Consider the following 26,643-nt stretch of genomic DNA (forward strand, 5'->3'; position numbering starts at 1 on the left):
TGTGGCCGGAGTACGGCTTCTTCCACGATGACTCGAACAGGTAGGCCGCGCCTTTCTCGCGGGCGGCGGCGATGTGCGGTGCGAAGGTCTCCTTGTAGGTGGCGGGGAAGGGGACGGTGCGGCACCACCAGCTTGACAACCGCCCGCCACATCCTGGCCGGCGGGGGCAACACCATCGGACGTCGTGCTGTGCACTCGGGGAGCTGGTGTCACCTCCACATCGACGTGGCTCGTACCCAGGCCGGTGGCAGGACGACAAACCCGCCTCGCCCACGAGAAACCCTCGTCCGCCTGCAAATGGAGCTGCTGCGTGACGTCCGGCAACGCGAGCACCAGGAAGCTACGCAACCTCACCGAGGCTGCGTGCGCTGGGCCGGCACCGTACCGACGAAGCGGTCGCCGCCGAAACGATCCTGCGCCATCGGCACCGCGAGCAGCCCCCGATCGGCCGGGCACAGATCGTCGAACTCCTCGCCGACTGCGCGCGCGGCCGTGGCAGCGCCTTCGACCTGCGTGCCTTCCATGACCGGTTGTGGCGCGAAGGCAACGTCCCGCTGGTGTCGCAGCGCTGGGAACTGCTCGGCGACCGTGACCCGCTGGAGGCCGCCGACCGGCCGGCCGACGTCGTGAAGGAGTCCCGATGAACAACCCCAGCCTGCCCCTCCAATACGCGCGCACCCGCCGGTTCACCTTGGGCAGGCCGCGCTCGTTCACCCTTTCACCCGACGGTGGCCGGGTCGTCTTCCTGCGCACTCGGGGCGGGCAAGATCCGGTCACCTGCCTGTGGGAGATGGACGTCGCCTCCGGCCGCGAGCGCCTTATCGCCGATCCGGGGAGTACGGACGAGCAGCCGTCCCAGGCCGAGGCGGTACGCCGGGAGCGCGCCCGCGAACAGAGTGTGGGGATCACGGCGTACAGCACCGATAACCGTGTCCGGCGAGTGGCCTACGCTCTGGGCGGGCAGATCTGGCTTGCCGACCTCGACGATGGCGATGGCCGGGTCCGGCCTCTTCCCGCGCATGGCCCCGCCGTCGCCCCGTGCCTCGATCCGTCCGGCTCCAGCATCGCCTACGTGTCCGGTGGAGCGCTTCGAGCGATCAGCACGCGGGGCCTGACGGACCAGGCGCTGGCGGTGCCGGAGGGCTCGCAGGTCACGTACGGTCTGCCGGAGCACGTCGCCGCCGAATCCATGGGCCGGCAGCGTGCGTTCTGGTGGGCCCCGGACGGGGCCCGGCTGCTGGTGGCCCGCGCCGATGTCACCCGAGTACAGCGCTGGTACATCGCCGATCCGGCCGACCCGGCGCGCCCGCCGGTTGAGATCGCCTACCCCGCCGCGGGAACCGCCAATGCCGACGTGTCATTGTGGATCATCGATGTGAGCGGTGGCCGGGTGGCCGTCGACTGGGATCGCCGGGCGTTCGAATACGTCACCGCCGCGTGCTGGAGTGGGCCCGAACCCCTGGTGGTCGTGCAGAGTCGTGATCAGAAGACGATGCGTGTGCTCTCCGTCGACCCTGAGACCGGCGCCACCGCAGTACGCAGGCAAGACACCGACCCGTGCTGGGTCCAGATCGTGCCGGGCGTGCCCGCCCTCACCGCAGGCGGTCGTCTGGTCTGGACGGCCGATCTGAACGACACCCGGCGCCTGCTCATCGACGACGTTCCGGTCACCCCACCCGGACTCAACGTCCGCGAAGTCCTCGGGACCGACGGTGAGACCGTTCTGTTCACCGCGTCCGCCGAACCGACGGAGACCGGCCTGTGGACCTACGACCCCGACACCGGCTCTGTGCCGTTCGCTGACGGGCCCGGCGTGCATCATGGCCATCGCCGCGGCGGGACGACCGTTGTCGTCGCCGAGTCGCTGGACCACCACGGCGCCCACATAACTGTGCATGGCGGCCAGGGGCAAGAGGTACCGATCACCTCCTTTGCGGAGACTCCTGTGCTGACGCCGCGGATCGAGCTGCTGCGAGCAGGCGAGCATGAGCTGCGCACCGCAGTGCTCTTTCCGGCCGGCCATGTGCCCGGCTCCCGCCGGTTGCCCGTACTGATGGATCCCTATGGTGGTCCCGCGGCACAGCGCGTGCAGGCCGCGCGCGATCGATTCCTCGTGTCGCAGTGGTTCGCCGATCAGGGATTCGCGGTGATCGTGGCGGATGGGCGCGGCACTCCTGGCCGCGGTTGGAGCTGGGAGAGGGCGATCCATGGCGATCGGGCCTCAACAGCGCTGGCCGACCAGGTGACCGCGCTGCACGAGGCGGCCGACCGCCATCCCGACCTCGATCTGGGCCGGGTCGGCATCCGCGGCTGGTCGTTCGGGGGATTTCTCGCCGCGCTCGCGGTGCTGCGGGAACCGGAGGTGTTTCACGCCGCGGTGGCCGGCGCCGGCGTCTATGACCAGAGGCTCTACGACACTCACTGGAGCGAACGGTTTCTCGGCCACCCGGCTGACGACCCGGCAGCCTACGATCGTTCCAGCCTGATCGACGACGCACCCCGACTTCGCCGACCCCTCATGCTCATCCACGGGCTCGCCGACGACAACGTGAACGCCGCCCACACCTTCCGGCTCTCGTCAGCGCTCACGGCGACCGGCCGACCGCACACCGTGCTGCCGCTGCCGAACGTGACGCACATGACGCCACAGGTGAAGATCGCCGAAAAGCTGCTGATCGTCGAGGCGGACTTCTTCCAGCGAACACTGAGCACTTTTCGTGCGCCCGACAGAGCAGGAGGAGAAGCCATGAGATAGCGGTGGATCTTGTCGCTCGTAAGCTCGTCGTCGCTTGCCGGTGGAAGTCCGGTCCGGGTAGCTGCCAGGAGGTCCGGTAGCAGGCCGGCGGTTTCGTCTGGAATCGGGCGGGGTCGAAGCTCAGCGTCGTCAGCAGCACCGGCCACCGCATCCGGGCCGCGATCCACTTCGACGACCTGCAGTGGGAGCGGTCGTACGGCCGGGCCGCCGCTTATGGCCAGTCCAAGCTGGCCAACCTGATGTTCGCGTACGAGCTGCAGCGCCGGCTCGCCCCACACGGCACCACCGTCTCGGTGGCCGCGCACCCCGGCATGTCCAGCACCGAGCTCGCCCCACAACTCCCCCGCGGAACCTCCGGCTTCCGCTCACCTGGCTCGCGCCGCTGATCACCCAGACGCCCGCGATGGGCGCGCTGCCGACCTTGCCGCGCCGCCACCGACCCCGCCGTGCTCGGCGGTCAGTACTACGGTCCCGGTGGACGCAACCAGATCATGGGCCACCCCCGGCCGGTCATCTCCAGCCCGGAGTCCTACGAGGTGGCCGTCCAGCAGCGGCTGTGGTCCGTCTCCGAGGACCTCACCGGGGTGACGTTCCCGTCGTTCGGTCCGCTCTCCTCTCCTGGAGGTCGATGACGACCTTCCCGTGCACGTGCCGTCCCGCCTGAAGCTCGACCGCAGCACGGATCCGCTCGACCGGGAAACGTGCCGCGATCGGCACCCGGAGCCGGCCCGCCGCAACCAGGCCGGCGATCTCCTCGATGGCGCCCGGGGCCGCGTCGGCGCCGTTGGCCGGCGTGATCCCGTCGACCTGGGCGGCAATGGTGGTGATGCGCTCGTCAGGCACGCCAAGTTCGCGTGCCGCCTGCGCCGTGTCCGTCCCGTGCAGGTCCATGGCCGCGGTGACGCCGGCAGGAGCCAGCGCACGAACCCGGTCGACCAGACCATCGCCATAGGCGACCGGCTCGGCCCCCAGGGCTCGCAGGGCATCGGCCGAGGTCGCCGATCCCGTCCCGATCACTCGCGCGCCCGCGAGGCGCGCGAGCTGAACAGCGAACACGCCTACCCCGCCTCCCGCGCCGCCGATGAGCACCGTGTCGCCCGGACCCGGGTCGACCACGGCCAGAGCCGCGGCCGCCGTGCAGCCCGCAATGGCAAGAGTGGCAGCGGTGGGGTCGTCGACGCCGTCGGGGGTACGGTGCGCCTGGCCGCCCACCGCGATGGTCCCCGCCTCGTCCACGACGATATGGTCGGCGACCGCGCGGGACAGGGCGCCGCCGAACACCCGGTCGCCGACCACGAACCCGCTCACGCCGTCACCGACCTCATCCACCACCCCGGCATAGTCGGTGCCGAACCCGCACGGCAGGCTCAAGCCGAATCGCGCGGCGGTCTCCGCATCAGAGGTCATGAACCAGTCCATCGGGTTCAGGCCGGCCGCGGTGACCCGCACGCGGATCTGCCCCGGGCCGGCGTGCGGCGCGGGCACCTCGCGGACGCTCAAGGCGTCCGGCCCGCCGAACGACTCGAACTGGACCGCCCGGCTCGTGGTCGCCGACGTGTTGGGGCTCGGTTCTTTCATGCTCACCCGTCTCCTGCGGCGGCTCGTGAAGCAACGTAAACGGATTATGCTCCGTTTGAGTGACCCAAGTTAGCACAAATGGAGCGTGATCCGCTTTGGCCGCCGCAGAGATCCGTAGACCGCGAGCGGACGCCACCCGCAACCGCGAACAGCTGCTGGCCGTGGCGACCCGCTTGTTCGCCTCGGCCGAGGCCGAGCCGTCGATGCGCGCGATCGCCAACGAGGCCGGAGTCGGCATCGCCACTCTCTACCGGCACTTTCCCACCCGCGAGGCGCTGGTCGACGCGGTCTACCGCGACCAGGTCTCGCGGCTCACCGCCGGCGCCCGTGAGCTGCTCACCCAGCTCGACCCGCCCGCGGCGCTGCGACGCTGGATGGACCTGTTCGGGGAGTGGATCGCCACCAAGAACGGGATGCTCGACACTCTGCTCGCGATGGTCGAATCGGGCGAGATCGCCCATGCCCACACCCGGACCGAGCTGCTCGAAGCCATCGACGACATCCTCGAAGCCGGCCGCACGAGCGCGGAACTCCGCGCCGACGTCCCCGCCGAAGACGTCGCTGCCGCTCTCATCGGCATCTTCACGGTGGCCGGCCCGCCCGAGCACGAAGCGATGGCGGCCCGCCTGCTGGACCTCCTGATGGACGGGCTCCGCCCTTGCGCCTGCGGCCGGCCCAAGACGGCTGAGTGAGAGCGAAGAGATGGTCGGCGCGTCGGTCCGGGGACAGGCGTCGAGGCCTCGGTGCCGTCCGATGATCGCGCGGCCCGTTTCGACGTGCACGCCGCACTCGCCACACCGTCAACGCTGAAGATCGACGATCTTGTGGGTGTGGCGTTCGCGGGCCTGTCCGCCGGCCCGCGGGTCTTCTTGGTAGGCAGCCGTCCCGCCCCGCCCGGCTATTTGGTGTTGCTAAGTACCGGTAGTCAGTGTTACTTTCTACCAGTAGATAGCGTCACCAAGTAGCTGAAGGGAGGTGTTCCATGGGCAAGCTCGTGACGGAGATGCTCAAGGGAACGCTGGAGGGCATCGTCCTGGCGGTCCTGGGCGGCCGGCCCGCCTACGGCTACGAGATCACGGCGTGGCTGCGCGAGCAGGGGTTCTCCGACATCGCCGAAGGCACCATCTACGCGCTGCTGGTCAGGATCGAGCAGCGCGGCCTGGTCGACGTGGAGAAGGTCCCGTCCGAGAAGGGGCCGCCACGCAAGGTGTACTCCCTCAACGCTCAGGGGCGGGAGTACCTCGAAGAGTTCTGGAGCACCTGGAGCTTCCTCGCCGAGAGGCTCGAACAGCTCCGCAAGGGAGGCAAGCAGACATGAACGCAGAGTCGAAAGAGCCGAAGAGCCGTTACCTGCAGTACCTGGAGCTGCTCACTGGATCGCTGGAGGAGAAGAAGCGCTGGCGCCAGTACAAGGCGCGCGTCAAGCAGCTTCCCGAGAACTACCGTACGGCCGTCGAAGCGCTGGAGCGTTACCTGATGCACTTCGGGCCGGCCGACGGCGCCGGCGCGATGGCGATGTTCACCGACCTGGCCGATCTGTTCGAGCAGAGCGCGGCCGACGGCACCCCGATCCGCGACATCTTCGGGGAGGACCCCGTCGAGTTCGTCGAGGCGTTCATGGCCAACTACCCCCTCGGCCAGTACCGGGCCCGCGAACGCAACCGCTTCACCAGCGCCATCGCCCGCGCGGCCGGCGAAGACACCGAAAGAAGGGACGGGACCGACTGATGACGACACAGCACGCCCCGGCGATCCAGGTGCACGGCCTGGACAAGTCCTACAAGGACCTGCACGTCCTGCGCGGCGTGGACTTCACCGTGGCCAGGGGCAGCATCTTCGCCCTCCTCGGCTCCAACGGAGCGGGCAAGACCACGGCCGTGAAAATTCTGTCCACGCTGCTCAAGGCCGACGCCGGCACCGCGCGCGTCAACGGCTTCGACGTCGCCACGCAGGCCGCGGAGGTCAGGGAGTCCATCAGCCTCACCGGGCAGTTCGCCGCCGTGGACGAGGTCCTCAGCGGGCGGGAGAACCTCGCGCTGGTCGCCCGGCTGCGGCATCTCGAGAACCCGGGCAGGATCGCCGATGATCTGCTCGCCCGCTTCTCTCTGACCGACGCGGCCGCGCGCAGGGTGGCGACGTACTCCGGCGGTATGCGCCGCCGCCTCGACATCGCGATGAGCCTGATCGGCAACCCGCCGATCATCTTCCTCGACGAACCCACGACCGGTCTCGACCCCCAGGCACGCATCGAGGTGTGGCAGGCCGTCAAGGAGCTCGCCGAGAACGGCACGACGGTGCTGCTCACGACGCAGTACCTCGACGAGGCCGAACAGCTCGCCGACCGGATCGCGATCCTCCACCAGGGCCGCATCATCGTCAACGGCACCCTCGACGAACTCAAGCAGCTGCTCCCGCCGGCCAAGGTCGAATACGTCGAGAAGCAGCCAACCCTCGAGGACGTCTTCCTCGCACTCGTCGGCGCCGACGGCAAGGACGGCGACACCGGCCAGCACCCCATCCCGGCACGCAAGTAGGGAGACCACGATGAGCAAGCACTTCTTCAGCGACACCACCGTCCTGCTGGGACGATCCCTGCGCCACATCACCCGCAGCATGGACACCATCGTCACGACCGCGATCATGCCGATCGCCATGATGCTGATGTTCGTGTACGTCTTCGGCGGCGCGATCCACACCGGATCGGATTCGTACGTGAACTACCTGCTGCCCGGCATCCTCCTCATCACGATCGCCTCGGGCATCGCCTACACCGCGTTCCGGCTGTTCACCGACATGCAGGGTGGGATCTTCGAGCGGTTCCAGTCCATGCCGATCGCACGCTCGTCCGTGCTGTGGGCGCACGTGCTGACCTCGCTGGTCGCCAACCTGATCTCGCTCGTGGTGGTCGTGCTCGTCGCCCTGGTCATGGGCTTCCGCTCGGGAGCGGGCGTGACGGCGTGGCTCTCGGTCGCCGGCATCCTGATCCTGTTCACGCTGGCGCTGACCTGGATCGCCGTCATCCCCGGCCTCACCGCGAAGTCCGTGGACGGAGCGAGCGCGTTCTCCTACCCGCTCATCTTCCTGCCCTTCCTCAGCTCGGCGTTCGTGCCCACCGACACCATGCCCACGGTGCTGCGCGTCTTCGCCGAGAACCAGCCGGTGACCTCCATCGTCAACGCCCTGCGCAACCTGCTCGCCGAGCAGCCGGTCGGCACCGACATCTGGATCGCCCTCGCCTGGTGCGTCGGCATCCTCGCCGTCTCGTACGCCTTCGCCATGAACACCTACCGGCGCAAGATCTCCTGAGACGTACGACCCGGCCGCCGCGCCTCCCCCGTACGCGTGACGAACAGGCGCCACCACGGGCCGAGCATGTAGCCCCTGCCATTTCTCACACGCACCCCTCGCACTCAAGACACGTAATATCTCGAAGCAAGGACGAGTCATGACTGAAGCCCTCCACACGATCACGACGATGCCGGCCGCACGCCGGCCCGGCTGCCCCTTCGACCCGCCGGCCGAGCTCGTCGAAGCCCGCCGGCGCGGCCCGATCAGCCACTTCACCTTCCCCGACGGGCACCAGGGCCGGCTGGTCACCGGATACGACCTGGTCCGGTCGGTCCTGGCCGACCCACGCTTCAGCTCCCGCAAGGAGCTCATGCTCCACCATCCGCTGATCGACTACAGCGGCCTGACAGAGATTCCGCCGGCGCCGCCCGGCGAGTTCCTGCTCATGGACGAGCCGCGGCACAGCCGCTACCGCAAGCCGCTGGTCGGCAAGTTCACCGTCCGCCGCATGCGGCTGCTGACCGAGCGCGTCGAGCAGATCACCACCGAGCACCTGGACGCCATGGAGAAGGCCGGGCCGACGGCGGACCTGGTGACCGCGTTCGCCAAGCCCATCCCCGCCATCGTCATCTGCGAACTGCTGGGCGTGCCGTACGAGGACCGGGGCCGCTTCCAGGAGAACATCGACACGTTCATGAGCGGCGAGGTCGGCGACGAGGAGCTGATCGCGGCCTACACCTCGGTCCAGCAGTACCTCGCCGAACTGGTGGCCGCCAAGCGCGCCAACCCCACCGACGACGTGCTCAGCGACCTCACCGACAGCGACCTGACCGACGAGGAGCTCAAGGGCATGGCCCTGATCCTGCTGTCGGCCGGGTTCGACACCACCGCGAACATGCTCGCGCTGGGCACCTTCGCGCTCCTGCAGCACCCGGAGCAACTGGCCGCGCTGCGCGCCGACCCGACACTCACCGACCCGGCCGTGGAGGAGTTGCTGCGGTATCTCAGCGTCGCCAAGACGTTCCAGCGGGTGGCGCTGGAGGACGTCGAGCTGAACGGCCACACCATCGAGGCCGGCACCACCGTCCTCCTGTCCCTCAACACCGCCAACCGCGACCCCGAACGCTTCCCCGACCCCCACACCCTCGACCTCCACCGGCAGGACGGCGGCCACCTGGCCTTCAGCCACGGCATCCACCAGTGCCTGGGCCAGCAACTGGCCCGCGTCGAGATGCGCGTCGCCTTTCCCGCCCTGCTCAACCGCTTCCCCACGCTGCGCCTGGCCGTACCCGCCGAAGAGGTCGCCCTGCGCCCGGAGATCGCCGACATCTACGGCATCAAGAGCCTCCCGGTCACCTGGGACGCGTAACGTGGCGAGGTCCAGGTCGAAGGTTTCGGCGAGGGCGTCGAGGTCCGCGCCCTTGATCCACATGGCGCTGAATCCCGGCCCCCACAGGCTCATCTCGGCATCGAGCCCCTCGGCGAAGACGGTCGAGACCAGTGCAGGTAGGTCGGTGGCATCGCGATCACGGCCACGTACCCGGGAACGGCCGACAGGACGGCTGGCTCCCTGCCCGACGCCGAGACCCACGGAATCACCAAATGAGGGCGTACGGCCCTTCCCGCTCGTGCGCTCCCCCGGTCAACTCACATAAGGAGCACCATGTCCTTCCTGGCACCCGACTACCCTGAGATCATCTACCCCAGTGACCAGGGCGAGGTGAGCGCGACCTTCCGCCCGGCCGGAACCCCGCCCGAGTTCACCACGCCCGGCGGCGGACACTTCCACTACCTGTCCACGCGGCTCACCACGGACGGGCTATTCGGCCTGTACAAGAACCGTATGGGGCCCGCGGTGGGCGGCACCAGCACACACTTCCACAAGACGATGTCCGAGGCGTTCTATGTGCTGTCCGGAGAGATCCACGCGTTCGACGGCGAGCGCTGGTTCGACGTCTCTGAGGGCGACTACCTCTACATCCCGCCGGGTGGGCTGCATTCCTTCGGCAACATCTCCGGTGAGCCTGCCGAGTTCCTGATGTTGTTCGCCCCCGGCGGCGCGCGAGAGGCCTACTTCGAGGGGGTCTCCCAGGTGGCGGGCATGACCGACGAGGAGCGGGCCGCGTTCTTCACCCGCCACGACAGCTTCTTCAGCGACATGGCCCAGGGCCCGGCGGCGGAGTCATGGCAGGACCGGGCCGCTGCCAGGAAGGCCTTCAAGACCCGCTGACCGCCAGAACCCGCCCGGCTGATCGAGTCGTTGATGGTGCCGCAGGCGTGCCAACGTGCCGGACCTCGCAGCGCAGGTCGTCGGCCCACACGCCAGCATGAGCCCCTGCAAGGAAGCCCCATGCCCGCCGCCGTCTCGACCGGCGGCGAGACCCAACAGCCACGCCCGGCTGCCCCCGGCCACGCCCGGCTGCCCCTCCGGCAGCGATCGGCGGCCGGTGGCGGCGCCGGCCGTCACCCGGACCATCGGGTTCGGCGTGCTCCACTACAGCTTCTCGGTGCTGCTGCTCACGCCGTCACGTCCGCCGGCTCCTTCACCTCGTATGCGGTGCGGAGGGCGGTGCCTGCTCAGCGGGTCCTGCACGGGGCGCCATCGGGGAGCCCGCGTCGCCCAGGGCGAGTTCGATCAATGCGTCGATGTGGAGCTCCGCCCCTTTACGCAGCGCGGCCTCGAACCGGGTGCTGCCCAGGCGGTCATGCGTCATCGCTTCGCACTGCTGGTGATATCCGGTCAGGTATCCGAAAAGCGAGCCGCCCAGCGAATGCCACATCACGCCCACGGCGCCGAGCAACGTCGCGGCGCGTTCGTCGTCGCCTTTATGCGCGGCGATCCAGGCCATCACGTCCATGCACATGGCCAGCCCCAGACGGTCGTTGAACGGCCGCCTCAGCCGGATGGCTTCCCGTACCAGTTCGTAGGCGCCAGCCACGTCTCCGACCCGCCACGCCCTGATGCCTGACATGCACAAAGCGTAGGACCTCAGCCATTCCTCGCCGTGCGCCTCGTAGGTCGACACAGAGTCCGCGAACAGCGTGACGGCCTCCTCATGATGGTCAAGATGGGCATGAGCGGTGGCCAGGTACATCTGCACCAGTGCGGCACCGATCGGATCATTCATCTCGAGATACTGCCGTCGGGCCTGCTCGAACAGCACCACAGCCTCGGGCAGGTCCGACTGGAACAACGCGCCGAGTCCGCGCAGATGTGTGAGCATCGCCAGGCTACGCTCGTCGCCGAGACGGCGGGCCAGAATCTGCCCCTCATGAATCACCGGTTCCGCGGCGGCGAAGTCGTTCTGCAGCGTGGCCAGCCGCGCATCAACGCTCAAGGCCCGGGCACGCGCGATGGTCGGTGTGTCGTCCCGTGCGAGCCCGAGTTCACACCAGTGCCGCCCTTCACGCAGAGCTCCCGAGGCGATCCAGTAGAAGTAAAGGTCGGCGGCCATGGTCAGACCGACCTGGACACCATCCGGCTCGGTGACGCAGCAATCAAGGGCGGCCCGGAGGTTGCCCAGCTCGCCACGCAGCCGCGAAAACAGCTCCGCCTGACCTGGTCCGAGCCATTGGCTCTCGGCGCGACGTACCAGCTCCCGGTACCAATCGCGGTGGAGGCGTTTTAGCCGACTCTCATCGCCGAGCTCCCGGAGCCGGTCGCGGCCGTACTGGCGCACCGTCTCCAGCAGGCGGTACCGCGCCTGCTGGACCCGCTCCTCCCTGACCAGGACGGACTTGTCCACCAGGCCGGTCACCAGATCGATGACCTGGTCGGGCTCGATGCCGTCCCCCGAGCAGACCGACTCGGCCGCCTCCAGGTCCATACCGTCGACGAACACCGAGACCCGCGCCCACAACAACCGCTCCTGCTCGGTACACAGGTTGTAGCTCCAGTCGAGCATCGCCCGCAGTGTCTGCTGACGGGGTAGGGTCATGCGCCTACCCTCAGTGAGCAACCGGAACCGGTCGTCCAGCCGCTCCAGCAGTTGGTTCACCGACAGCACCTTGATCCGCGCGGCCGCCAGCTCGATCGCCAAGGGGATGCCGTCCAACCGACGGCAGATCTGCTCCAGCGTAAGGCGATTGGCATCGGTCACGGCGAATCCCGGCACCATCGCCGACGCCCGCTCGGCGAACAACTGAACCGCTTCGCTCTCCTCTGTGCCGGCGACCCCATCAGTTCCATCGGTTCCGTCAGTCTCAGCCAACGCGAGTGCGGGTACGGCCAGGACCTGCTCTCCGGCGACGCACAACGCCTGCCTGCTCGTGGAGAGAATGGTCAGATCAGGCAGGGAACGCGCAAGTGATGCGGCAAGCAGGGCACAGCCGTTGATCAGGTGTTCGCAGTTGTCCAGGAGCAGCAACAGCCGCTTACCGCGGAGGAAGTCGACCAGCACCTCCAGCGCGGGACGTGACGAGCGGTCCTGGATCTCCAGCGCCTCGCTGACCTTGTGCACCAGCAGCCCTGGGTTCTCCACCGTGGACAGCTCCACCAGCCATGCCCCGGCCGGAAATTCGTCTTGCGTCTCCACCGCCACCCGCAGCGCCAGCCTGGTCTTGCCGACCCCGCCCACACCGGTCAGCGTCACGATCCGGGCGTCAGACAGCAGGCGTTTGACGCGGGTCACCTCGCTGTGTCGCCCGATGAAACTGGTCACCTCGGCCGGCAGGCGCCCGACGCGATGAGAAACGCCGACGTGACGTTCTTCAGGAACGGTCATGTCCGTGCCCGCCATCAGGGCCGGATCTTGCTCAAGGATCGCCTGGTGCAGCCCGACGAGCTCTGGGCCGGGGTCCAGCCCCAGTTCCTCGGCCAGCCGCTCGCGGAACCTCGCGTAACCGGCCAGCGCGTCGGATTGGCGCCCGGCGCGATACAGCGCGCGCATCTGCAGCGCCAGCAGCCGTTCCCGCAACGGATGGCGCGTCACCAACTCGCTCAGCTCGCCGATGAGCAAGCCGTGTTCGCCAAGTTCGAGGCGGGTCTCGGCGAGGGCTTCCAGCACGGTCAGCCGTTGTTCCTCCAGCCGCTGGGCGGCCGGGCGGGCGAAGTCGGTATCGGCGAAATCGGCATAGGCGGGCCCGCGCCACAGAGCCAAGGCCTCAGCGAGCATCGCGGCTCGCTCGTGAAGGTCTGCGCTCTGCCGGGCGCGAGCGACTTGTCCGGTGAAGGCATCGACGTCGGTCTGTCCAGGCTCAAGTGCGAGCCGGTATCCGGACGGACGGGAGCCCACCAGGTCACCACCGCCTGGCTCGGCATGCTCCAGCGCGTGGCGAAGCCGGGAGACCTTGAGCTGCAGGGCACTCGTGGGGTTAGCGGGCAGGTCATCGTCCCACAGATCGTCGACCAATTGATCGACAGAGACCATGCCGCCCTGACGGGCCAGCAGATCGGCCAGCAACGCGCGAACCTTGGTCTCCGGCACCGGCACCAGATCACCCTCGGTAGTCCACACCTGCACCTGGCCCAGCACCCCGAAGCGCATAACCCCAGGTTAACCCCGCAATCACAGCACACCAACATCACTTACAGGGCATGGGACAGGCCAACAGTCGCTGGGTTGCGAGGGGGGCGTTCCACCCGTGAACTGGGCACGAATCTTGCTGGTTCGGGGAGATCGGAAGAGCGTCCCGTTGGGGATGAAGAACTATCCACCGGAGTTCAAGAGGGACGCGGCGGCGTTGTATGAGTCCAGGCCGGGCGCGACGATCGCAGCAGTCGCCGCTGGCCTGGGGATCAGTTCCGAGACGTTGCGGAACTGGATCCGGGCGGCGCGCCAGGAGCGGCGCGAGGTGTTCCGTTGGGCCAGCCGCATGAGCCGTGTCCGGTCCTCGGGTGGAAGCCCCCGCTGATGTGATCGTCGGGCCGACCGGAGCCGGGTCGGGCTGCCGGGGAACGCGACGACGTCACGCCGCTACAAGGCATCCGACTCACATTTGACGGGTTCGGGATGCTGGGCAACGAATTCGGGGTGATTCCAAGTGCCGCCGAGTTCCGGGGCGAGACAGGCGCGGGCTATGGGGAGGAAGGCTTTGCGATCGCGTTTCGCGCAGCGTTCTGGCAGGGCCCCCAGGAGAGGCGCGTTCGCGACGGCCGGCAGATCGGTCAGGTTGCAGCGGGTGGCCAGATCGGGGGCGGCGGGCCATCTGCCGATGACCAGGCCGTCCAGAGGGAGACCACGGGTGCGCAGTGCCTCCGAGGTCAGCGCCGTGGTGTTGAGGGTGCCCAGCCCGGCGGTGGTGACGAGCAGGACGGAGACGTCCACGCCGAGGCCGCGTAGCGCGACGGGGACGTCGGCGATGGTGCCGCCGTCCAGGTCGTAGCGCACGAGGAGCCCGCCCGCGCCTTCGACCAGGACGAGGTCATGGCCGTCCGCGAGCCGGGCGGCCTCCTCCGCGGCTCGGCGAGGGCGTACTGGAGCCAGGCCGCTCCTGCGGGCGCCGGTGGCCGGCGCGAGCGGCTCCGAGTAGCGGGCCAGCTCCCTGCGGGTGACGGGACCGGCCAGACGGGCGACTTCGTCCACGTCGCACAGCTCGCCCGGGGCCAGACCGGCCTGTGCCGGTTTCAGCACAGCGACGCGGCGGCCCGCCGCGACCGCCAGTGATGCGATGGCGGCGGTGACCACGGTCTTGCCGATCTCGGTCCCGGTGCCGGTGATGATCAGAACGCGCATGAGGACGTTCCCCTCCGGAGGTGTCAGCCGGCCGCGGCGGCCGCGACGATCGCGGTGGTGATGCGGCCGAGGTCGGTGTCGTCGATGACGTAGGGGGGCATGGTGTAGATGAGGTCCCTGAACGGGCGTATCCACGCACCGTGACGCGCGGCGGCGCGGGTGGCGGAGATCCTGTCGACGTCGTGGTCGAGCTGGACGACGCCGATGGCGCCGAGCACGCGGACGTCGCGCACCCCGCCCAGCCCGCGCGCGGGGGCGAGCCCGGACCGCAGTCCCGTCTCGATCCGCTTGACCTGGCCTTCCCACGCCCCGTCCGCCATGAGGTCGAGCGAGGCGCCCGCGACGGCGGCGGCGAGCGGATTGCCCATGAACGTGGGGCCGTGGGCGAGCACGGGGAAGTCACCGCGACCGATGCCGTGCGCCACCTCGGGCGTGCACACGGTGGCCGCCATGCTGAGATAGCCGCCGGTAAGCGCCTTGCCCACGCACATCACGTCCGGTGCGACGCCCGCGTGGTCGGCGGCGAACAGCGCGCCGGTCCGGCCGAAGCCGGTGGCGATCTCGTCGAACACGAGAAGGACCCCATGCGTGTCGCACAGCTCGCGCAGCACCCGCAGGTAGCCGGGCGACAGGAAGCGCATGCCGCCCGCGTTTTGCACCACCGGTTCGACGATGACGGCCGCGACCTCGTGCGCGTGCCGTTCGATGAGCTCGGCCAGGTGCGCGATGTAGGAGGAGTCGGGCTCGGCCTCGAAACCCGCGGGCGGGGCGTCGGCGAAGACCTGTCGCGGCAGCACGCCAGTCCACAGGGAGTGCATGCCACCCTCGGGGTCGCACACGGACATCGGCTGGAAGGTGTCGCCGTGATACCCGCCACGCCAGGTCAGCAGGCGGTGCTTGCCCGGGTGGCCGAGCGACCGCCAGTACTGCAGGCACATCTTGACCGCCACCTCGACCGCGACCGAGCCCGAGTCGACCAGGAAGACGTGCTCCAGCGGATCTGGGGTGATCTCCGACAGGCGGGTGGCGAGGCGGATCGCGGGCTCGTGGGTGAGTCCGCCGAACATGACGTGGCTCATCCGGCCCAGCTGGTCGCGTATCGCGGCGTCCAGGACGGGATGTCCGTAACCGTGGATGGCGGCCCACCAGGAGGACATCGCGTCCACCAACTCCCGTTGGCCCTCGACCGGCTCTGCCAGCCGCAGCCGTACCCCGGAGGCCGATTCCACCAGCAGCGGGGTCTCGCGGCCCGGCATTGGCGCGTATGGATGCCACACGTGGGCCCGGTCCAGCTCCAGCAGCTCCGCGACGTGCCGGGGGTCACGCATTGGGCGCCAGGTCGGTACCGGCACCGCGGCGGCGCAACGCCACCAGGTCGGTGCGTGCGGACTCGGCGGCCGGCGCGTCGCCGGGCATGCCAGGCTGGGCGGGCGCGTCCGCGCCGCGGTGCTCAGGTAGCGTGGCGGACCCCGGTTCCTCCACCACGAAGCCGAGGTCCTTGATCATCTCCTGATCGGCCGTGCCGGGCTGTCCCTCGCTGGTCAGATAGTCGCCGAGGAAGATCGAGTTGACGATGTGCAAGGCCAGGGGTTGCAGGCTCCGCAGGTGGATCTCCCGGCCACCGGCAAGGCGGACCTCCACGTCCGGGCAGACGAAGCGCACCATCGCCAGGATCCGCAGGCACCGCTGCGGGGTGAGCTCCCACGTCTGCGACAACGGAGTCCCCTGGAAGGGGATCAGGAAGTTCACCGGCACCGAGTCCACATTGAGTTCTCGCAGCGCGAAGACCACGTCCACCAGATCGGCGTCACTCTCACCCATCCCGGCGATCAGGCCGGAGCAGGCCGACATGCCCGCCTCACGCGAACGCCGGACGGTGTCCATCCGATCGGCGAATCCGTGCGTGGTGCAGATCTTGCCGTACTCGTCTTCGGAGGTGTTGAGGTTGTGGTTGTAGGCGTGGACGCCCGCCTCGCGCAACCGCTGGGCCTGCTGCCGTGACAGCAGGCCCAGGCAGGCGCAGATCTCCACGTCGGGACTGCGCTCCTTGATCGCCTCAATGGTGCCGGCAACCCGCTCGACGTCCCGGTCGGTGGGGCCGCGCCCGCTGGCCACCAGGCACACGCGCTTGGCGCCGCCTTTCGTCCCGGCCTCGGCCGCGGCGGCGGCCTCGTGCGGCTTGAGCCAGCTGTAGGTGAGGATCTCGGCCTTCGAGCCCAGCCGCTGTGAACAGTACGAGCAGTCCTCAGGACACAGGCCCGACTTCAGGTTGACGAGGTAGTTGAGCTTGACCCGACGGCCGAACCACCTCCGCCGCACCTTCCCGGCCGCGGCCACCACATCGAGCAGGTCGTCGTCGGAGGTAGCCAGCACGGCCAGGGCCTCCTCGCGCGTCGGCGCCTGTCCGCGCAGCCCCTTGTCCACCAGCGTGGTCAACAGTTCCATGCCCCGATCTTCCGCCAGGCCGTCGCCGGCACCCGATGGGAGATCCCGACAAGATCGGTCGGGGAAGGTTGTAGAACGGCCCCACCACGACCACGCGCATACCCGGGCTAGATTCCCTGGCCATGCGCCCCAACCCGTTCGACTGGATCGACGCAGCGGCCGACCAGCGCCGCAGCGCCGGTCTGGCCCGCGCCCTACGCCCACGACCCGCCGACTCCGCGCTGCTTGACCTGGCCTCCAACGACTACCTGGGCCTGGCCAGGCACCCAGACGTCGCGCGCGCCGCCGCCGAGGCGGCGAGGCGCTGGGGAGCCGGGGCCACGGGCTCGCGGCTGGTCACAGGAACGACCGAACTGCACGCCGCGCTGGAAGCGGAGCTCGCGGACTTCGCCGGCTTCGAGGCGGCGCTGGTCTTCGCCTCCGGATACGCGGCGAACCTGGCCGCCGTCACCGCCCTGACCGGACCAGGAGTCTTGATTGCCTCCGACCGCCACAACCACGCCTCGCTGATCGACGGTTGCCGACTGTCGCGAGCGGAAACCGTCGTCTTCCCCCACGCCGACCCCGCTGCGGCGGCCAAGGCCCTGGAACACCATGACGGCCGCGCCATCGTCGTCACCGAATCGGTCTTCTCCGTGGACGGCGATGCCATGCCGCTGACCGACCTGGCCGAGGCCGGACGTGAGGTCGGAGCGGCCGTGATCATAGACGACGCGCACGGATTCGGCGTGCTGGGGACAGGCGGGCGTGGAGCGGCGGCCGCGGCGGGACTCGCCGGCGCACCTGACATCGTCTGTACGATCACACTGTCCCAAGGCACTGGGCAGCCAGGGGGGAGCGGTGCTCGGCCCGGCCCGCGTGATCGACCACCTGATCAACACCGCCAGGACCTTCATCTTCGACACCGGACTCGCTCCTGCGGCGACCGCCGCCGGGCTGGCGGCACTCCGCCTGCTGCGCCGCGACCCCGCGCGTCCGTCCAAGGCCCGCAACACCGCACGCGAGCTGCACGCGAGGCTCACCGCGGCGGGGCTGGACACGCCACGGCCCGAGGCATGCGTCTTGTCCGTACGCGCCCGGAACGCCGACACCGCCGTGCGCTGGGCCGCCGCCTGCCGGGACGCCGGAATCGCGGTCGGCTGCTTTCGCCCGCCATCGGTCCCGGACGGGATCTCACGGCTGCGGCTGTCCGCACGAGCGGACCTCACGCCGCACGACATCGACCGCGCCGCCCACATGATCATCCGAACAGCCCCGCGATGAAGCCGCAGGCCACAGCCCGATCCGTTGCCACTTTCGCACGACGATGGCGATGGCCCGCGCACGGCTAGGGCCATCACTCCCACCACCGCGTGGAGGACGGCGCGTTGTCCGGCGCCGCGCAGGCCGCCGGCGTGGACGCCTTCGCAGTGATCCAGGAAGAGCCCGGCAACGTGAGCGGGAGGTGTTCGAGCCGAACGCGATCCGCAAGGTCGGCCTCCCGGACGACCTGCTCGCCGACGTCGCCCCGAAGGTTCTGGCCTCCTGGCGGGCCCGGGTCGTCGCTGGAGCGCCCTCCCACCTGCGGTCCCGGCCGCTCCGTCAGGCTCCTTCATGTGACTGGCCGTTCGGTTGCCGCTCAAGCCGCCGCTACCAGCTGTTACCGGGCTGGGAAGGGGCGAGGCGGTGGTCGCGGATGATCGCGGCGTACCGTCGGCCGCTGCTCTTGATCGTGCGCCGCTGGGTGGCGTAGTCCACGTGCACGAGACCGAAGCGCTTGTCGTAGCCGTAAGCCCATTCGAAGTTGTCCAGCAGCGACCAGGCGTAGTAGCCGGCGAGCGGGGCGCCTCGGCGGACGGCGCGGGCGCAGGCGGCCAGGTGGTCCTCCAGGTATCGGGTGCGTTCGGCGTCGACGACGCCGGCGGGGCCGACGGTGTCGGCGTAGGCGGAGCCGTTCTCGGTGACGTAGATCCGTCGAGCGCCGTACTCCGTGCTCAGGCGCATGAGCAGGCTCTCCAGGCCGCCGGCGTCGATCTCCCAGTCCATGCCGGTGCGGGGGGCGTGCGCTCTGGGGATCTGGCGGGCGAAGGGAGGCGGGCCGCCGGGGTCGGCGGCGACCGCCACCGGGAAGTAGTAGTTCAGGCCCAGCCAGTCCAGGGGCTGGGCGATCGTGGCCATGTCGCCGGGGCGTTCGGGGAGGTCGACGCCGTACGTCTCGCGCATGTCGGCGGGGAACCCGCGGCCGTGGACGGGGTCGAGCCACCAGCGGTTGGTGTGGCCGTCCATGCGGCGAACGGCGGCCAGGTCGGCATCGGAGCCGGTGGCGGGTTCGATCGTGGAGAGGTTGTTGACGATGCCGATCTCCGCGCCGGGCACGGCGGCGCGGACCGCCTGGGTGGCGAGGCCGTGGCCCAGCAGCAGGTGGTAGGAGGCGCGGACGGCGGCGGTGATGTCGGTGAGGCCGGGGGCCATCCTGCCTTCGAGGTGGCCGATCCAGGCCGAGCAGAGCGGCTCGTTCAGCGTGGCCCACTGCCGCACCCGGTCGCCGAGGGCGTCCGCGACGACCGCGGCGTAGGCGGCGAAGTGGTCGGCGGTCTCGCGCACGGGCCAGCCGCCCCGGTCCTGGAGGGTCTGCGGCAGATCCCAGTGGTAGAGAGTGGCGTTCGGGGTGATGCCGGCGTCCAGCAGGGCGTCGACGAGGCGGGAGTAGAAGTCGAGCCCTCGCCGGTTGACGGCGCCGTCGCCGCCGGGGACGATCCGCGGCCAGGCGATCGAGAACCGGTAGGAGGTGACGCCGAGCTCCTTCATGAGGGCGAGGTCCTCGGGCCAGCGGTGGTAGTGGTCGCAGGCGACGTCGCCGGTATCACCGTTGTCGATCGTGCCAGGGGTGTGGGAGAAGGTGTCCCAGATCGACGGGGATCGGCCGTCCTCCGCCACGGCGCCCTCGATCTGGTAGGCCGAGGTGGCCACGCCCCAGGCGAAGTCCTGGGGCAGGGCGGCGAGGTCGATGGGGTGGGTCACTTAGATCCTTTCGAGAGGTGACACGGGCGTCACTTGACGGCTCCGGCGGTGAGACCGGCGACCAGGTAGCGCTGCAGGAGCAGGAATCCGGCGACGACCGGCACGCTGATGGTCAGCGACGCGGCCATGACCTGGTTCCAGTAGACGTCGTTCTGCGTGGCGTAGCCCTGCAGGCCGACGGAGAGCGTGCGGGTGGTGTCGTTGGTCATGATGGAGGCGAACAGCACCTCGCCCCAGGCGGTCATGAAGGCGTAGACGGCGACGGCGACGATCCCGGGGATCGCGGCGGGGATGACGATGCGGAACAGCGTGGCCACAGGCCCGCACCCGTCGACCGCCGCGGCTTCGTCCAGGGCACGGGGGATCGACGCGAAGTACCCGATCAGCATCCAGATGGAGAAAGGCAGGGAGAAGGTGAGGTAGGTGAGGATGAGGCCGCCGCGCGAGCCGTACAGGGCGATGCCGGTCGCGTTGCCGATGTTGACGTAGATCAGGAACAGCGGCAGCAGGAACAGGATGCCCGGGAACATCTGGGTGGACAGCACGGTGACGGTGAAGACCTGCTTGCCCGGGAAACGGTAGCGGCTGACCGCGTACGCCGCGAAGACGGCGACAATCACCGACAGGACGGTCGCGGCTCCCGCCACCACGAGGGAGTTCACGAAGTACCGGGCGAGCGGGACGGTGTCCCAGATGTCGAAGTACGGGCTGACCGTCAGGCCGCTGGGCAGCCAGCTGAACCGGCCCGAGACGTCCTGCAGCGGTTTGAGGGAGCTGCTGACCATGACGTACACCGGTACGAGCACGAATCCGGTCAGCAGAGTCAGGAACACCCCCCGGGCCCACAGGAAGGACCGCGGAGGTGCGGTCGGCGCGCTAGACATCGGCGGTCTTCCTTCCGCGCAAGGTGGCCAGGAGGTATCCGGCCGTCACCACGAGGAGGAACAGGAGCAGCAGGACCGACATGGCCGATCCGGTCCCGAAGTTCCAGGTGACGAACGAGGACTGGTAGATGTGGATGGAGATCAGGTTCGCCGGCGCCGGCGCGGAGTCGCCGAACAGGATGTACGGCGTGTTGAAGTCGTTGAACGTCCACAGGAACAGCACCAGGACGAGGACCCGGTTGATCGGGTACAGGGCCGGCATGGTGATCCTGCGGATCTGCTGCCGGATCCCGGCTCCGTCGATCGCGGCGGCCTCGTACAGTTCCTTGGGGATGTTCTGCAGGGCCGCCATGACGATGAGGAACGCGAACGGCCAGGTCTTCCAGACGGCCACGACGGCGAGCGCGATGAAGCTGTTGTCACCCAGCAGCCAGAAGGGGCGCTCATCGGTCAGGCCGAGCTGGTCGACGATGACGTGGTTGACCATGCCATGATCCCGCTGGAACATGAAGGCCCACGTGATGACCGCGGCGTACACGGGCAGCGCGTACGGGGTGAGGAAGATGGCCCGCAGCAGGCCGCGGCCGCGGAAGCCCTCCTGCATGAAGATCGCGGCAGCGGTCCCGATGAGCCAGCACATGCCCACCGCCAGGACGCTGAGGACGCAGGTGACGAAGAAGGAGTTGAGCAGATCCTTGCCGACCGGTGCGTTGAGGTCGACCGAGACGCGGTAGTTCTCCAGCCCGCGCCAGGGCGCGGCGCTCCAGTTGCGGATGTAGAACTGCGTGAGCTCCTTGAAGCTCGCCAGGATGCCTATGAGCATCGGCACCAGGTGCACAAGGAGCTCCAGCAGCACGGCGGGGAGCAGCAGCAGGTACGGCAGGCCGGCGCGGCGCAGCAGCGTGCGTCGGCTGGACGGGGCTCGATGCGGCCCGCCGGCCCTGCCGGGCGCCGCGGTGCGGCGGCCCGGCAGGGCGCGATCTTCGGTGGCGATGCCCATGTCGGAACGGCTCACTTCGTCGGCATCTGCTGCTGGGCCTTGGTCAGGCGCTCCTTGACCAGATCGGTGGTGATCTCACGCCCTTGGGCCGCGTCGGCGAACAGTTCCTTGACGGCGGTGCCGACCGCGGTCTCGAACTGCGACTCCTCGGGGACCCTCGGGAGCGGGGCGGCGCTCGTGGCGAGCGTGTCGCGCAGTACGGCGAGGTCAGGGCCGTTGAACGCCTCGTCCTGCTGGGCGGTCTTGACCGGCGGGATGGAGCCGTAGGTCTTGTTGAGGGTCTTCTGCTCCTCGTCGCCGGTCATGAACTTCACGAACTGCAGGGCGCCGTCGAGGTTGTCGGTGTTCTTGAAGACGGCCATGTTGATGCCGGCGACCATGGAGTTGACGTTCTGGCCGGTGCCGGGGGTGCCGGCGGGGACGGGGACCGGGGCGACGCCCCACTCGTCCGGCTTCATGCCGTGGGACGTGAGGGTGGTGGCGGCGGTCTGCCAGAGGATCATGGCGGTGTTGCCCTTGGCGAAGTCCTGGAGTGACTGGTTCTGGGCGTATTCCGCGTTGCCGGGGGCGACGATCTTGTCGGTGGCCATGAGGTCGATGTACTGCTTCACGGCCGCGACGGCGCCGTCGGAGGTGAAGGTGGGCTTGCCGGAGGCGTCGAAGAAGTCGGCGCCGTGCTGCTTGGCGAGGACGAAGACCTGGTGGATGTTGTTCGACAGGTTCGAGCCCTCCACCCCGAGGCCCCACTTGCCGCCGGTGGACAGCTTCTTGCCGGCCGCGACCAGCTCGTCCCAGGTGGCGGGTGGCTTCTCGATGCCCGCGTCCGCGAACGCCTTCTTGTGGTAGTAGAGCGCGTAGGCCATGGAGTACAGCGGCACCGCGGCGGGGTCCTGCCCCTCGGCGCCGGCGGTGGCGAGGGCCGAGTCCACGAAGCGGTCCCTGCCGCCGATCTTGTCGAAGGTCGCGGCGTCCCAGGGCAGCAGGGCGCCGGTGGCCTGGAGCGAGGTCGACCAGGTGTTGCCGATGTTGAGCACGTCGGGCCCCTGGCCGGAGGTGGTGGCGGCCAGGATGCGGTTGAGCAGGTCGGCCCAGGGGACGACCTCCAGCTCGACCTTGATCCCGGTCTGCTGCTCGAACTTCTTCAGCTCGGGCGTGAGGATCTCCTTGTCCGCCTCGATGTCGGGGCCCTGGTTGGAGGCCCAGTAGGTCAGCGTCTTCGGAGCCTCGTTACTGGCCTGGCCGCCGCCGGCGCTGCCGCCTCCGCAGGCTGCGGTGGCGGCGAGGGTACCGAGAGCGAGGGCGGCTGCCGCGGCTCGCATTCTGTGCATGGGGGGTGTCCCTTCCCGAGGAATCCTGAGGGTGGGGCTGCAGCGTGCGAAGATCTCCTGGTCGGAAGTATCTTCATGGCTTAATTCAAGGCTTGAGTTAATACCCGAGCAAAGTGGGCGTCAAGGTCCGAAACGGCGATAGATTGCTCTCAGGAGAGGAGCCCCATGCCCCGACCAAGCAGGCAGACGGTTCGCGACCTGCGGCGAAACAGCCGCGGAGCGGTCCTGCAACAGTTGTATTTCAACGGTCCGATGAGCCGGCAGGCGCTGGGCACGACCACCGGGCTGAGCTCGGGTTCGATCAGCACCATCGTGGCCGAACTCGCGGGCGAGGGGCTGGTGGAGGATGCCGGCACGGTCGACTCCGACGGCGGGCGGCCACGCCACCTGCTGCGCGTCTCTCCGGGCTGCGCCTGCCTGATCGGCGTCGACGTCGGGGAGACGAGGGTACGGGTCGAGCTGTTCGACCTCGGCCTCACCGAGCTCGCGCGCTACGAGCATCCCCTGGAGGGCCGCGACTACAACGTGGCGTCGGTCGTACGGCACATCGGCGACGGCGTGGCCGCCGTCATCGCCCGCACCGACGTTCCCGCCGAACGGCTTCTCGGCGCCGGCATCGGGGTGCCCGGCATCGTCGAGCGCGGCTCGCCGGACGGCGCGGTGGTGCACGGGCAGACCATCGGCTGGGACGCGGTCCCTCTGGAGTCTCTGTTGCGCACGTCGGTCGCCCTTCCGCACGGGGCTCCTCTCTTCATCGAGAACGGCGCCAAGACGCTCGGCCGGGCCGAGATGTGGTTCGGTGGCGGGCGGGGCGCGAGCGACGCGGCCATCGTCCTTTTCGGGTCCGGGGTGGGCGCATGCGTCGTCACCGGTGGGACGATCATGGAGGGAACGCACAGCAGCGCGGCCGAATGGGGACACACCGTCGTCCAGGTCCGCGGGCGCCGCTGCCGCTGCGGCTCACGCGGCTGCCTGGAGGCGTACGCCGGGGCTGAGGCGCTGATCCAGCGCTGGCGCGAGGCCGGTGGGGCGCTTCCCCCGGACACCGACGAGGAGACGGCGGTCAGGGCGATGATCGCCGCCGCCTTTCCCGGGGACGGCGGCGCCCCTGACCCGGTGGCGCTGGCGGTCATCGAGGAGACCGCCGAGTATCTCGGCGCCGGCCTGGCCAACCTGATCAACCTCTACAACCCCGAGCGCATCCTGCTCGGCGGCTGGGCCGGGCTGCAGCTCGCCCCGTACATTCTGGACCCGGTGCGGCACCACGCGACCGCTTACGCGCTTCGCTACCCCGCCGGGCAGGTCGTGATCGAGCCGGGACGGCTCGGACCCGACGCCGTCACGGTCGGCGCCGCGACACTGCCGCTGGCCGAGTTCTTCGCTCGCGGCGGGCGCCGGGACGAGCCCGTGGCCGAGGCCGACCTGGTGCCCGAGCGGACGGGATGGCGCGCGGCGGCAGGCGTCCAGATCTGAGCCGGCGCCACCGGCAGTGTCCCCGACCGGCGGACGCCGGGCGGACGGGCCTGTGCCGGGAACAGCGCCCCGGCACAGGCGGGCTTCGCCTCAGGGGTAGGAGACGACCATGGACGGGATGGTGTCGGTGCCGAACGCCGGGTCGCCGGTGTCGTTGATGACGTGGTTGTAGCGGCCCTGCCCGCCGAGGGAGACGACCAGGAGGCTGTGGAAGCGCACCCCGGGCTTCACGGGGGTCTCGAAGCCGTGGTCCACCTCGATCGTCGGGTCGCTGGTGAAGACGCAGTAGCTGCCCATCCCCCAGCCTTCGTGGACGTCGACGGAGTCGTCGACCTTGTAGGCGGCCCAGCCCTTGACGGAGCCGTTCATGAACGCGGCCTGGTTCGGCGGGTCGTAGGCCAGCTCGTTCTGGAAGAAGATCGTCCTGCCGCGCTCGCCGGACCACTCCACGTTGTACTTCTGGAAGTGTTCGACGAACAGGCCCGTGGCCAGGACGTCGTCGCCATGGACCCGCAGGCCGTAGTCGGCGGTGTTGACGTTCCAGCCGACACCGTCGCCGTGGTCGGCGCGCCAGATCCAGGTGTGGTCGATGATCGTGTCGTCACTGTGCACCACCAGGCTGGTGGTCGCCTTCCCGGCGAACTGGCCGCCGATGCGGATGAACACGTCCTGCAGCGAGATGGGGTTGGCGGAGTGGTCGGTGTGCGTGCCCTGCCGGCCGATCTCGAGCAGGGTCGGCGAGTTGACCGTGCCGGCGTCGATGAGGAAGCCGGCCAGCTTCACCCCGTCCACGTCCGCCACCTTCATCGCGGTGACCCCGCCTTCGGGGACCAGCGTCGCCAGGCCGAGACCCATGACGATGGTGTCCGCCCGATTCACCTCGATCGTCTGGTCGAGGTGGTAGATGCCGGGCGTGAACAGCAGGTGCAGGCCCTGGGCGAGCGCCCGGTTCAGGGTTTCGGCCGTGACACCGGGCCTGGCGACGTAGAAGCCGGTGAGCGGGACGGACGTGCCGGGGGTGGAGCCGTTCGCCCAGCTGGTGCCGCGCGCGTTGGTGCGCTTGCTCGGCACGAACACCCGGTAGCCGTCACCGTCGAGGTAGAGGTACGGCTTCTCCCGGCTGATCGGGGTGGTGTCCAGGGTCGTGTAGCGCGGCTCGGGGAAGCTGGTCGCCGGGGCTCCCTGGACGCCGGAGAAGGTCATGTTCCAGACGCTGTTGATCCAGCCGCCGATGGCGCTGTCGCGGGTGTACCACTGCTGCTGGGAGTACGGTCCGACCTGACCGTCTATCTTGCTGTCGGCGATGTAGCCGCCGGACGCCCATCCGTACCCGGACGGCGCCAGGTTGAGCGCGCCCTTGACGTGCATCCGCCGGAACGGCGCCGCCTGGGAGACCGCCCACCGGTTGGTGCCGTCGTAGGGGGCGATGGACAGGTTCTCGGTGGAGCGCCAGAAGTTCTGGGTGGCGTTGCCGTTGAACCAGCCCGCGTCGACGCTCACGCCCTTGACGGTGACGTCGTCGGGGTTGCGGCCGAGGCCGTGGACGGAGGTGTAGAAGCCGGTGTCGACGTTGACGTCGTAGCTGCCGGGCTTGAACATCAGCGCGTACCGGCCGGTGCCGAACTGGGCGGCCTCCTGCTGCTGGAAGATCTGGTCGATCTGCGCCTGCACCGTGGCCGCCGGCATGGACGGGTCGAAGACCTTCACGTTGGGCCCGAGGTCGCCGCCGCCGGGCAGCGGCTCGCCGGTGCCGCCGTCGCCGGTGTGCACGGTCAGCTCCCACAGGGAGTAGCCGTAGCCGGTGCCTCTGGCCGTGCCGTGCACACGCAGATAGCGGCCCTCACCGCTGACGTCGTAGCTGTCGGTGCCGCCGTCACCACCGGTGACGGACTTCAGCGTGGTCCACGCCGAGCCGTCGGGTGAGGCCTGGATGGTGAAGTCCTTGCCGTAGGCGGCCTCCCAGGACAGGCCGACCCCGCAGATGTCCTTCGTGGAGCCGAGGTCGACCTGGATCCACTGCGGGTCGCTGAAGGTGCTGGACCAGCGGGTTCCCGGGTCGCCGTCGACCGCCTTGCCCGCGTCCAGGTCGCCGCGCTCCGCGGAGGAGGCGGTGGCGGGACGGCCGAGCGCGGCGTTGGCGGCCGAGCACGACGCGGCGTGCGCGGTGGTGGTGACGGCGGGTACGGCGAGCAGGCCTAACAGAGCCGCCACAGCGGCC

General features: G+C 69.3%; 23 protein-coding genes and 1 pseudogene. 13 read left to right on the forward strand and 11 right to left on the reverse strand.

Translation table 11 applies throughout. The features are described from left to right. Positions 1–350 precede the first annotated feature (350 nt). Positions 351–524, reverse strand: a complete 174-nt coding sequence (locus FH608_RS51980) for a hypothetical protein (protein ID WP_193318909.1) — start codon at positions 522–524, stop codon at positions 351–353. 116 nt (positions 525–640) lie between these two features. Between FH608_RS51980 and FH608_RS40715 the strand changes: the two genes are divergently transcribed. Next, on the forward strand, positions 641–2,755 hold the full coding sequence (locus tag FH608_RS40715; RefSeq protein ID WP_139635764.1) for a prolyl oligopeptidase family serine peptidase: 2,115 nt from the start codon (positions 641–643) through the stop codon (positions 2,753–2,755). A gap of 239 nt (positions 2,756–2,994) precedes the next feature. Then, the gene (locus FH608_RS53330; RefSeq protein ID WP_226900343.1) at positions 2,995–3,141 is read left to right on the forward strand and encodes a hypothetical protein; all 147 of its coding nucleotides are present in this window, start codon (positions 2,995–2,997) and stop codon (positions 3,139–3,141) included. 190 nt (positions 3,142–3,331) lie between these two features. On the opposite strand, the gene FH608_RS40725 is transcribed toward FH608_RS53330, so the two are convergent. Beyond that, positions 3,332–4,240: an NADP-dependent oxidoreductase gene (locus FH608_RS40725; RefSeq protein ID WP_226900344.1), complete on the reverse strand. Its 909-nt coding sequence runs from the start codon at positions 4,238–4,240 to the stop codon at positions 3,332–3,334. Positions 4,241–4,428: 188 nt separating this feature from the next. On the opposite strand from FH608_RS40725, the gene FH608_RS40730 reads away from it, so the two are divergent. From FH608_RS40730 to FH608_RS40760, 7 genes are all read left to right on the forward strand, one after another. Continuing rightward, positions 4,429–5,025, forward strand: a complete 597-nt coding sequence (locus FH608_RS40730; RefSeq protein ID WP_139635766.1) for a TetR/AcrR family transcriptional regulator — start codon at positions 4,429–4,431, stop codon at positions 5,023–5,025. 290 nt (positions 5,026–5,315) lie between these two features. Continuing rightward, on the forward strand, positions 5,316–5,651 hold the full coding sequence (locus FH608_RS40735) for a PadR family transcriptional regulator (protein ID WP_139635767.1): 336 nt from the start codon (positions 5,316–5,318) through the stop codon (positions 5,649–5,651). Beyond that, a complete protein-coding gene (locus FH608_RS40740) occupies positions 5,648–6,061 on the forward strand; it encodes a DUF1048 domain-containing protein (RefSeq protein ID WP_139635768.1) in 414 nt (137 codons plus the stop codon). The genes FH608_RS40735 and FH608_RS40740 overlap by 4 nt, the downstream gene beginning before the upstream one ends. After that, a complete protein-coding gene (locus tag FH608_RS40745) occupies positions 6,061–6,867 on the forward strand; it encodes an ABC transporter ATP-binding protein (protein WP_139635769.1) in 807 nt (268 codons plus the stop codon). Before FH608_RS40740 ends, FH608_RS40745 begins: the two co-directional genes overlap by 1 nt. Positions 6,868–6,877: 10 nt before the next feature. Continuing rightward, positions 6,878–7,639, forward strand: coding sequence for an ABC transporter permease (locus tag FH608_RS40750; RefSeq protein WP_139635770.1), 762 nt, complete (start codon positions 6,878–6,880; stop codon positions 7,637–7,639). A 139-nt stretch (positions 7,640–7,778) separates the two neighbouring features. Next, on the forward strand, positions 7,779–8,990 hold the full coding sequence (locus FH608_RS40755) for a cytochrome P450 (protein WP_139635771.1): 1,212 nt from the start codon (positions 7,779–7,781) through the stop codon (positions 8,988–8,990). A 294-nt stretch (positions 8,991–9,284) separates the two neighbouring features. Then, positions 9,285–9,851: a cupin domain-containing protein gene (locus FH608_RS40760; RefSeq protein ID WP_139635772.1), complete on the forward strand. Its 567-nt coding sequence runs from the start codon at positions 9,285–9,287 to the stop codon at positions 9,849–9,851. A gap of 313 nt (positions 9,852–10,164) precedes the next feature. Here the strand turns inward: FH608_RS40760 and FH608_RS40765 are convergent, their stop codons facing one another. After that, positions 10,165–13,107 (reverse strand): ATP-binding protein, encoded by a 2,943-nt coding sequence (locus FH608_RS40765; RefSeq protein ID WP_139635773.1) that lies wholly within the window; start codon positions 13,105–13,107, stop codon positions 10,165–10,167. A gap of 154 nt (positions 13,108–13,261) precedes the next feature. Here FH608_RS40765 and FH608_RS40770 point away from each other — a divergent pair, with 154 nt between their 5' ends. Continuing rightward, positions 13,262–13,474, forward strand: a complete 213-nt coding sequence (locus FH608_RS40770; RefSeq protein ID WP_226900345.1) for a transposase — start codon at positions 13,262–13,264, stop codon at positions 13,472–13,474. A 62-nt stretch (positions 13,475–13,536) separates the two neighbouring features. Here FH608_RS40770 and bioD read toward each other — a convergent pair whose 3' ends face one another. The 3 genes from bioD to bioB are packed head-to-tail and all read right to left on the reverse strand — an operon-like array spanning position 13,537 to position 16,740. Next, positions 13,537–14,295, reverse strand: coding sequence for a dethiobiotin synthase (gene bioD, locus FH608_RS40775; protein ID WP_139635775.1), 759 nt, complete (start codon positions 14,293–14,295; stop codon positions 13,537–13,539). Positions 14,296–14,318: 23 nt separating this feature from the next. Next, positions 14,319–15,623: an adenosylmethionine--8-amino-7-oxononanoate transaminase gene (locus FH608_RS40780; RefSeq protein ID WP_139635776.1), complete on the reverse strand. Its 1,305-nt coding sequence runs from the start codon at positions 15,621–15,623 to the stop codon at positions 14,319–14,321. Beyond that, complete coding sequence (bioB, locus tag FH608_RS40785; protein WP_139635777.1) at positions 15,616–16,740, reverse strand: biotin synthase BioB; 1,125 nt, start codon at positions 16,738–16,740, stop codon at positions 15,616–15,618. The genes FH608_RS40780 and bioB overlap by 8 nt, the downstream gene beginning before the upstream one ends. A 122-nt stretch (positions 16,741–16,862) precedes the next feature. Between bioB and FH608_RS54245 the strand changes: the two are divergent. After that, positions 16,863–17,483 (forward strand): annotated as a pseudogene (locus tag FH608_RS54245) (aminotransferase class I/II-fold pyridoxal phosphate-dependent enzyme); the annotation flags it as partial. Between the two features lie 97 nt (positions 17,484–17,580). Then, positions 17,581–18,003, forward strand: coding sequence for an aminotransferase class I/II-fold pyridoxal phosphate-dependent enzyme (locus tag FH608_RS54250; RefSeq protein WP_317135611.1), 423 nt, complete (start codon positions 17,581–17,583; stop codon positions 18,001–18,003). Between the two features lie 366 nt (positions 18,004–18,369). On the opposite strand, the gene FH608_RS40795 is transcribed toward FH608_RS54250, so the two are convergent. The 4 genes from FH608_RS40795 to FH608_RS40810 are packed head-to-tail and all read right to left on the reverse strand — an operon-like array spanning position 18,370 to position 22,952. Then, entirely contained in the window at positions 18,370–19,740 is a 1,371-nt protein-coding gene (locus FH608_RS40795; protein ID WP_139635778.1) for a GH1 family beta-glucosidase, read from the reverse strand. A gap of 29 nt (positions 19,741–19,769) precedes the next feature. Beyond that, positions 19,770–20,624: a carbohydrate ABC transporter permease gene (locus tag FH608_RS40800; RefSeq protein ID WP_139635779.1), complete on the reverse strand. Its 855-nt coding sequence runs from the start codon at positions 20,622–20,624 to the stop codon at positions 19,770–19,772. Then, complete coding sequence (locus FH608_RS40805; protein WP_226900346.1) at positions 20,617–21,639, reverse strand: carbohydrate ABC transporter permease; 1,023 nt, start codon at positions 21,637–21,639, stop codon at positions 20,617–20,619. The genes FH608_RS40800 and FH608_RS40805 overlap by 8 nt, the downstream gene beginning before the upstream one ends. Continuing rightward, entirely contained in the window at positions 21,636–22,952 is a 1,317-nt protein-coding gene (locus FH608_RS40810) for an ABC transporter substrate-binding protein (protein WP_139635780.1), read from the reverse strand. The genes FH608_RS40805 and FH608_RS40810 overlap by 4 nt, the downstream gene beginning before the upstream one ends. Positions 22,953–23,204: 252 nt before the next feature. Between FH608_RS40810 and FH608_RS40815 the strand changes: the two genes are divergently transcribed. Beyond that, entirely contained in the window at positions 23,205–24,425 is a 1,221-nt protein-coding gene (locus FH608_RS40815) for an ROK family protein (RefSeq protein ID WP_226900347.1), read from the forward strand. 90 nt (positions 24,426–24,515) lie between these two features. On the opposite strand, the gene FH608_RS40820 is transcribed toward FH608_RS40815, so the two are convergent. After that, complete coding sequence (locus tag FH608_RS40820) at positions 24,516–26,636, reverse strand: discoidin domain-containing protein (RefSeq protein ID WP_226900348.1); 2,121 nt, start codon at positions 26,634–26,636, stop codon at positions 24,516–24,518. Between the last annotated feature and the right edge of the window lie 7 nt (positions 26,637–26,643).

The organism is Nonomuraea phyllanthi, assembly GCF_006334985.2.
Taxonomy (GTDB): domain Bacteria; phylum Actinomycetota; class Actinomycetes; order Streptosporangiales; family Streptosporangiaceae; genus Nonomuraea; species Nonomuraea phyllanthi.

What these genes read in the sequence shown, in the direction of transcription:
- FH608_RS40760 (WP_139635772.1), top strand. Translation starts at nt 9,285, where the DNA reads ATGTCCTTCCTGGCACCCGACTACCCTGAGATCATCTACCCCAGTGAC.
- FH608_RS40735 (WP_139635767.1), top strand. Translation starts at nt 5,316, where the DNA reads ATGGGCAAGCTCGTGACGGAGATGCTCAAGGGAACGCTGGAGGGCATC.
- FH608_RS40740 (WP_139635768.1), top strand. Translation starts at nt 5,648, where the DNA reads ATGAACGCAGAGTCGAAAGAGCCGAAGAGCCGTTACCTGCAGTACCTG.
- FH608_RS40765 (WP_139635773.1), bottom strand. Translation starts at nt 13,107, where the DNA reads ATGCGCTTCGGGGTGCTGGGCCAGGTGCAGGTGTGGACTACCGAGGGT.
- FH608_RS40815 (WP_226900347.1), top strand. Translation starts at nt 23,205, where the DNA reads ATGAGCCGGCAGGCGCTGGGCACGACCACCGGGCTGAGCTCGGGTTCG.
- bioB (WP_139635777.1), bottom strand. Translation starts at nt 16,740, where the DNA reads ATGGAACTGTTGACCACGCTGGTGGACAAGGGGCTGCGCGGACAGGCG.
- FH608_RS40745 (WP_139635769.1), top strand. Translation starts at nt 6,061, where the DNA reads ATGACGACACAGCACGCCCCGGCGATCCAGGTGCACGGCCTGGACAAG.
- FH608_RS40750 (WP_139635770.1), top strand. Translation starts at nt 6,878, where the DNA reads ATGAGCAAGCACTTCTTCAGCGACACCACCGTCCTGCTGGGACGATCC.
- FH608_RS40800 (WP_139635779.1), bottom strand. Translation starts at nt 20,624, where the DNA reads ATGTCTAGCGCGCCGACCGCACCTCCGCGGTCCTTCCTGTGGGCCCGG.
- bioD (WP_139635775.1), bottom strand. Translation starts at nt 14,295, where the DNA reads ATGCGCGTTCTGATCATCACCGGCACCGGGACCGAGATCGGCAAGACC.
- FH608_RS40780 (WP_139635776.1), bottom strand. Translation starts at nt 15,623, where the DNA reads ATGCGTGACCCCCGGCACGTCGCGGAGCTGCTGGAGCTGGACCGGGCC.
- FH608_RS51980 (WP_193318909.1), bottom strand. Translation starts at nt 524, where the DNA reads ATGGAAGGCACGCAGGTCGAAGGCGCTGCCACGGCCGCGCGCGCAGTC.
- FH608_RS53330 (WP_226900343.1), top strand. Translation starts at nt 2,995, where the DNA reads ATGTTCGCGTACGAGCTGCAGCGCCGGCTCGCCCCACACGGCACCACC.
- FH608_RS40715 (WP_139635764.1), top strand. Translation starts at nt 641, where the DNA reads ATGAACAACCCCAGCCTGCCCCTCCAATACGCGCGCACCCGCCGGTTC.
- FH608_RS40810 (WP_139635780.1), bottom strand. Translation starts at nt 22,952, where the DNA reads ATGCACAGAATGCGAGCCGCGGCAGCCGCCCTCGCTCTCGGTACCCTC.
- FH608_RS40770 (WP_226900345.1), top strand. Translation starts at nt 13,262, where the DNA reads ATGAAGAACTATCCACCGGAGTTCAAGAGGGACGCGGCGGCGTTGTAT.
- FH608_RS40755 (WP_139635771.1), top strand. Translation starts at nt 7,779, where the DNA reads ATGACTGAAGCCCTCCACACGATCACGACGATGCCGGCCGCACGCCGG.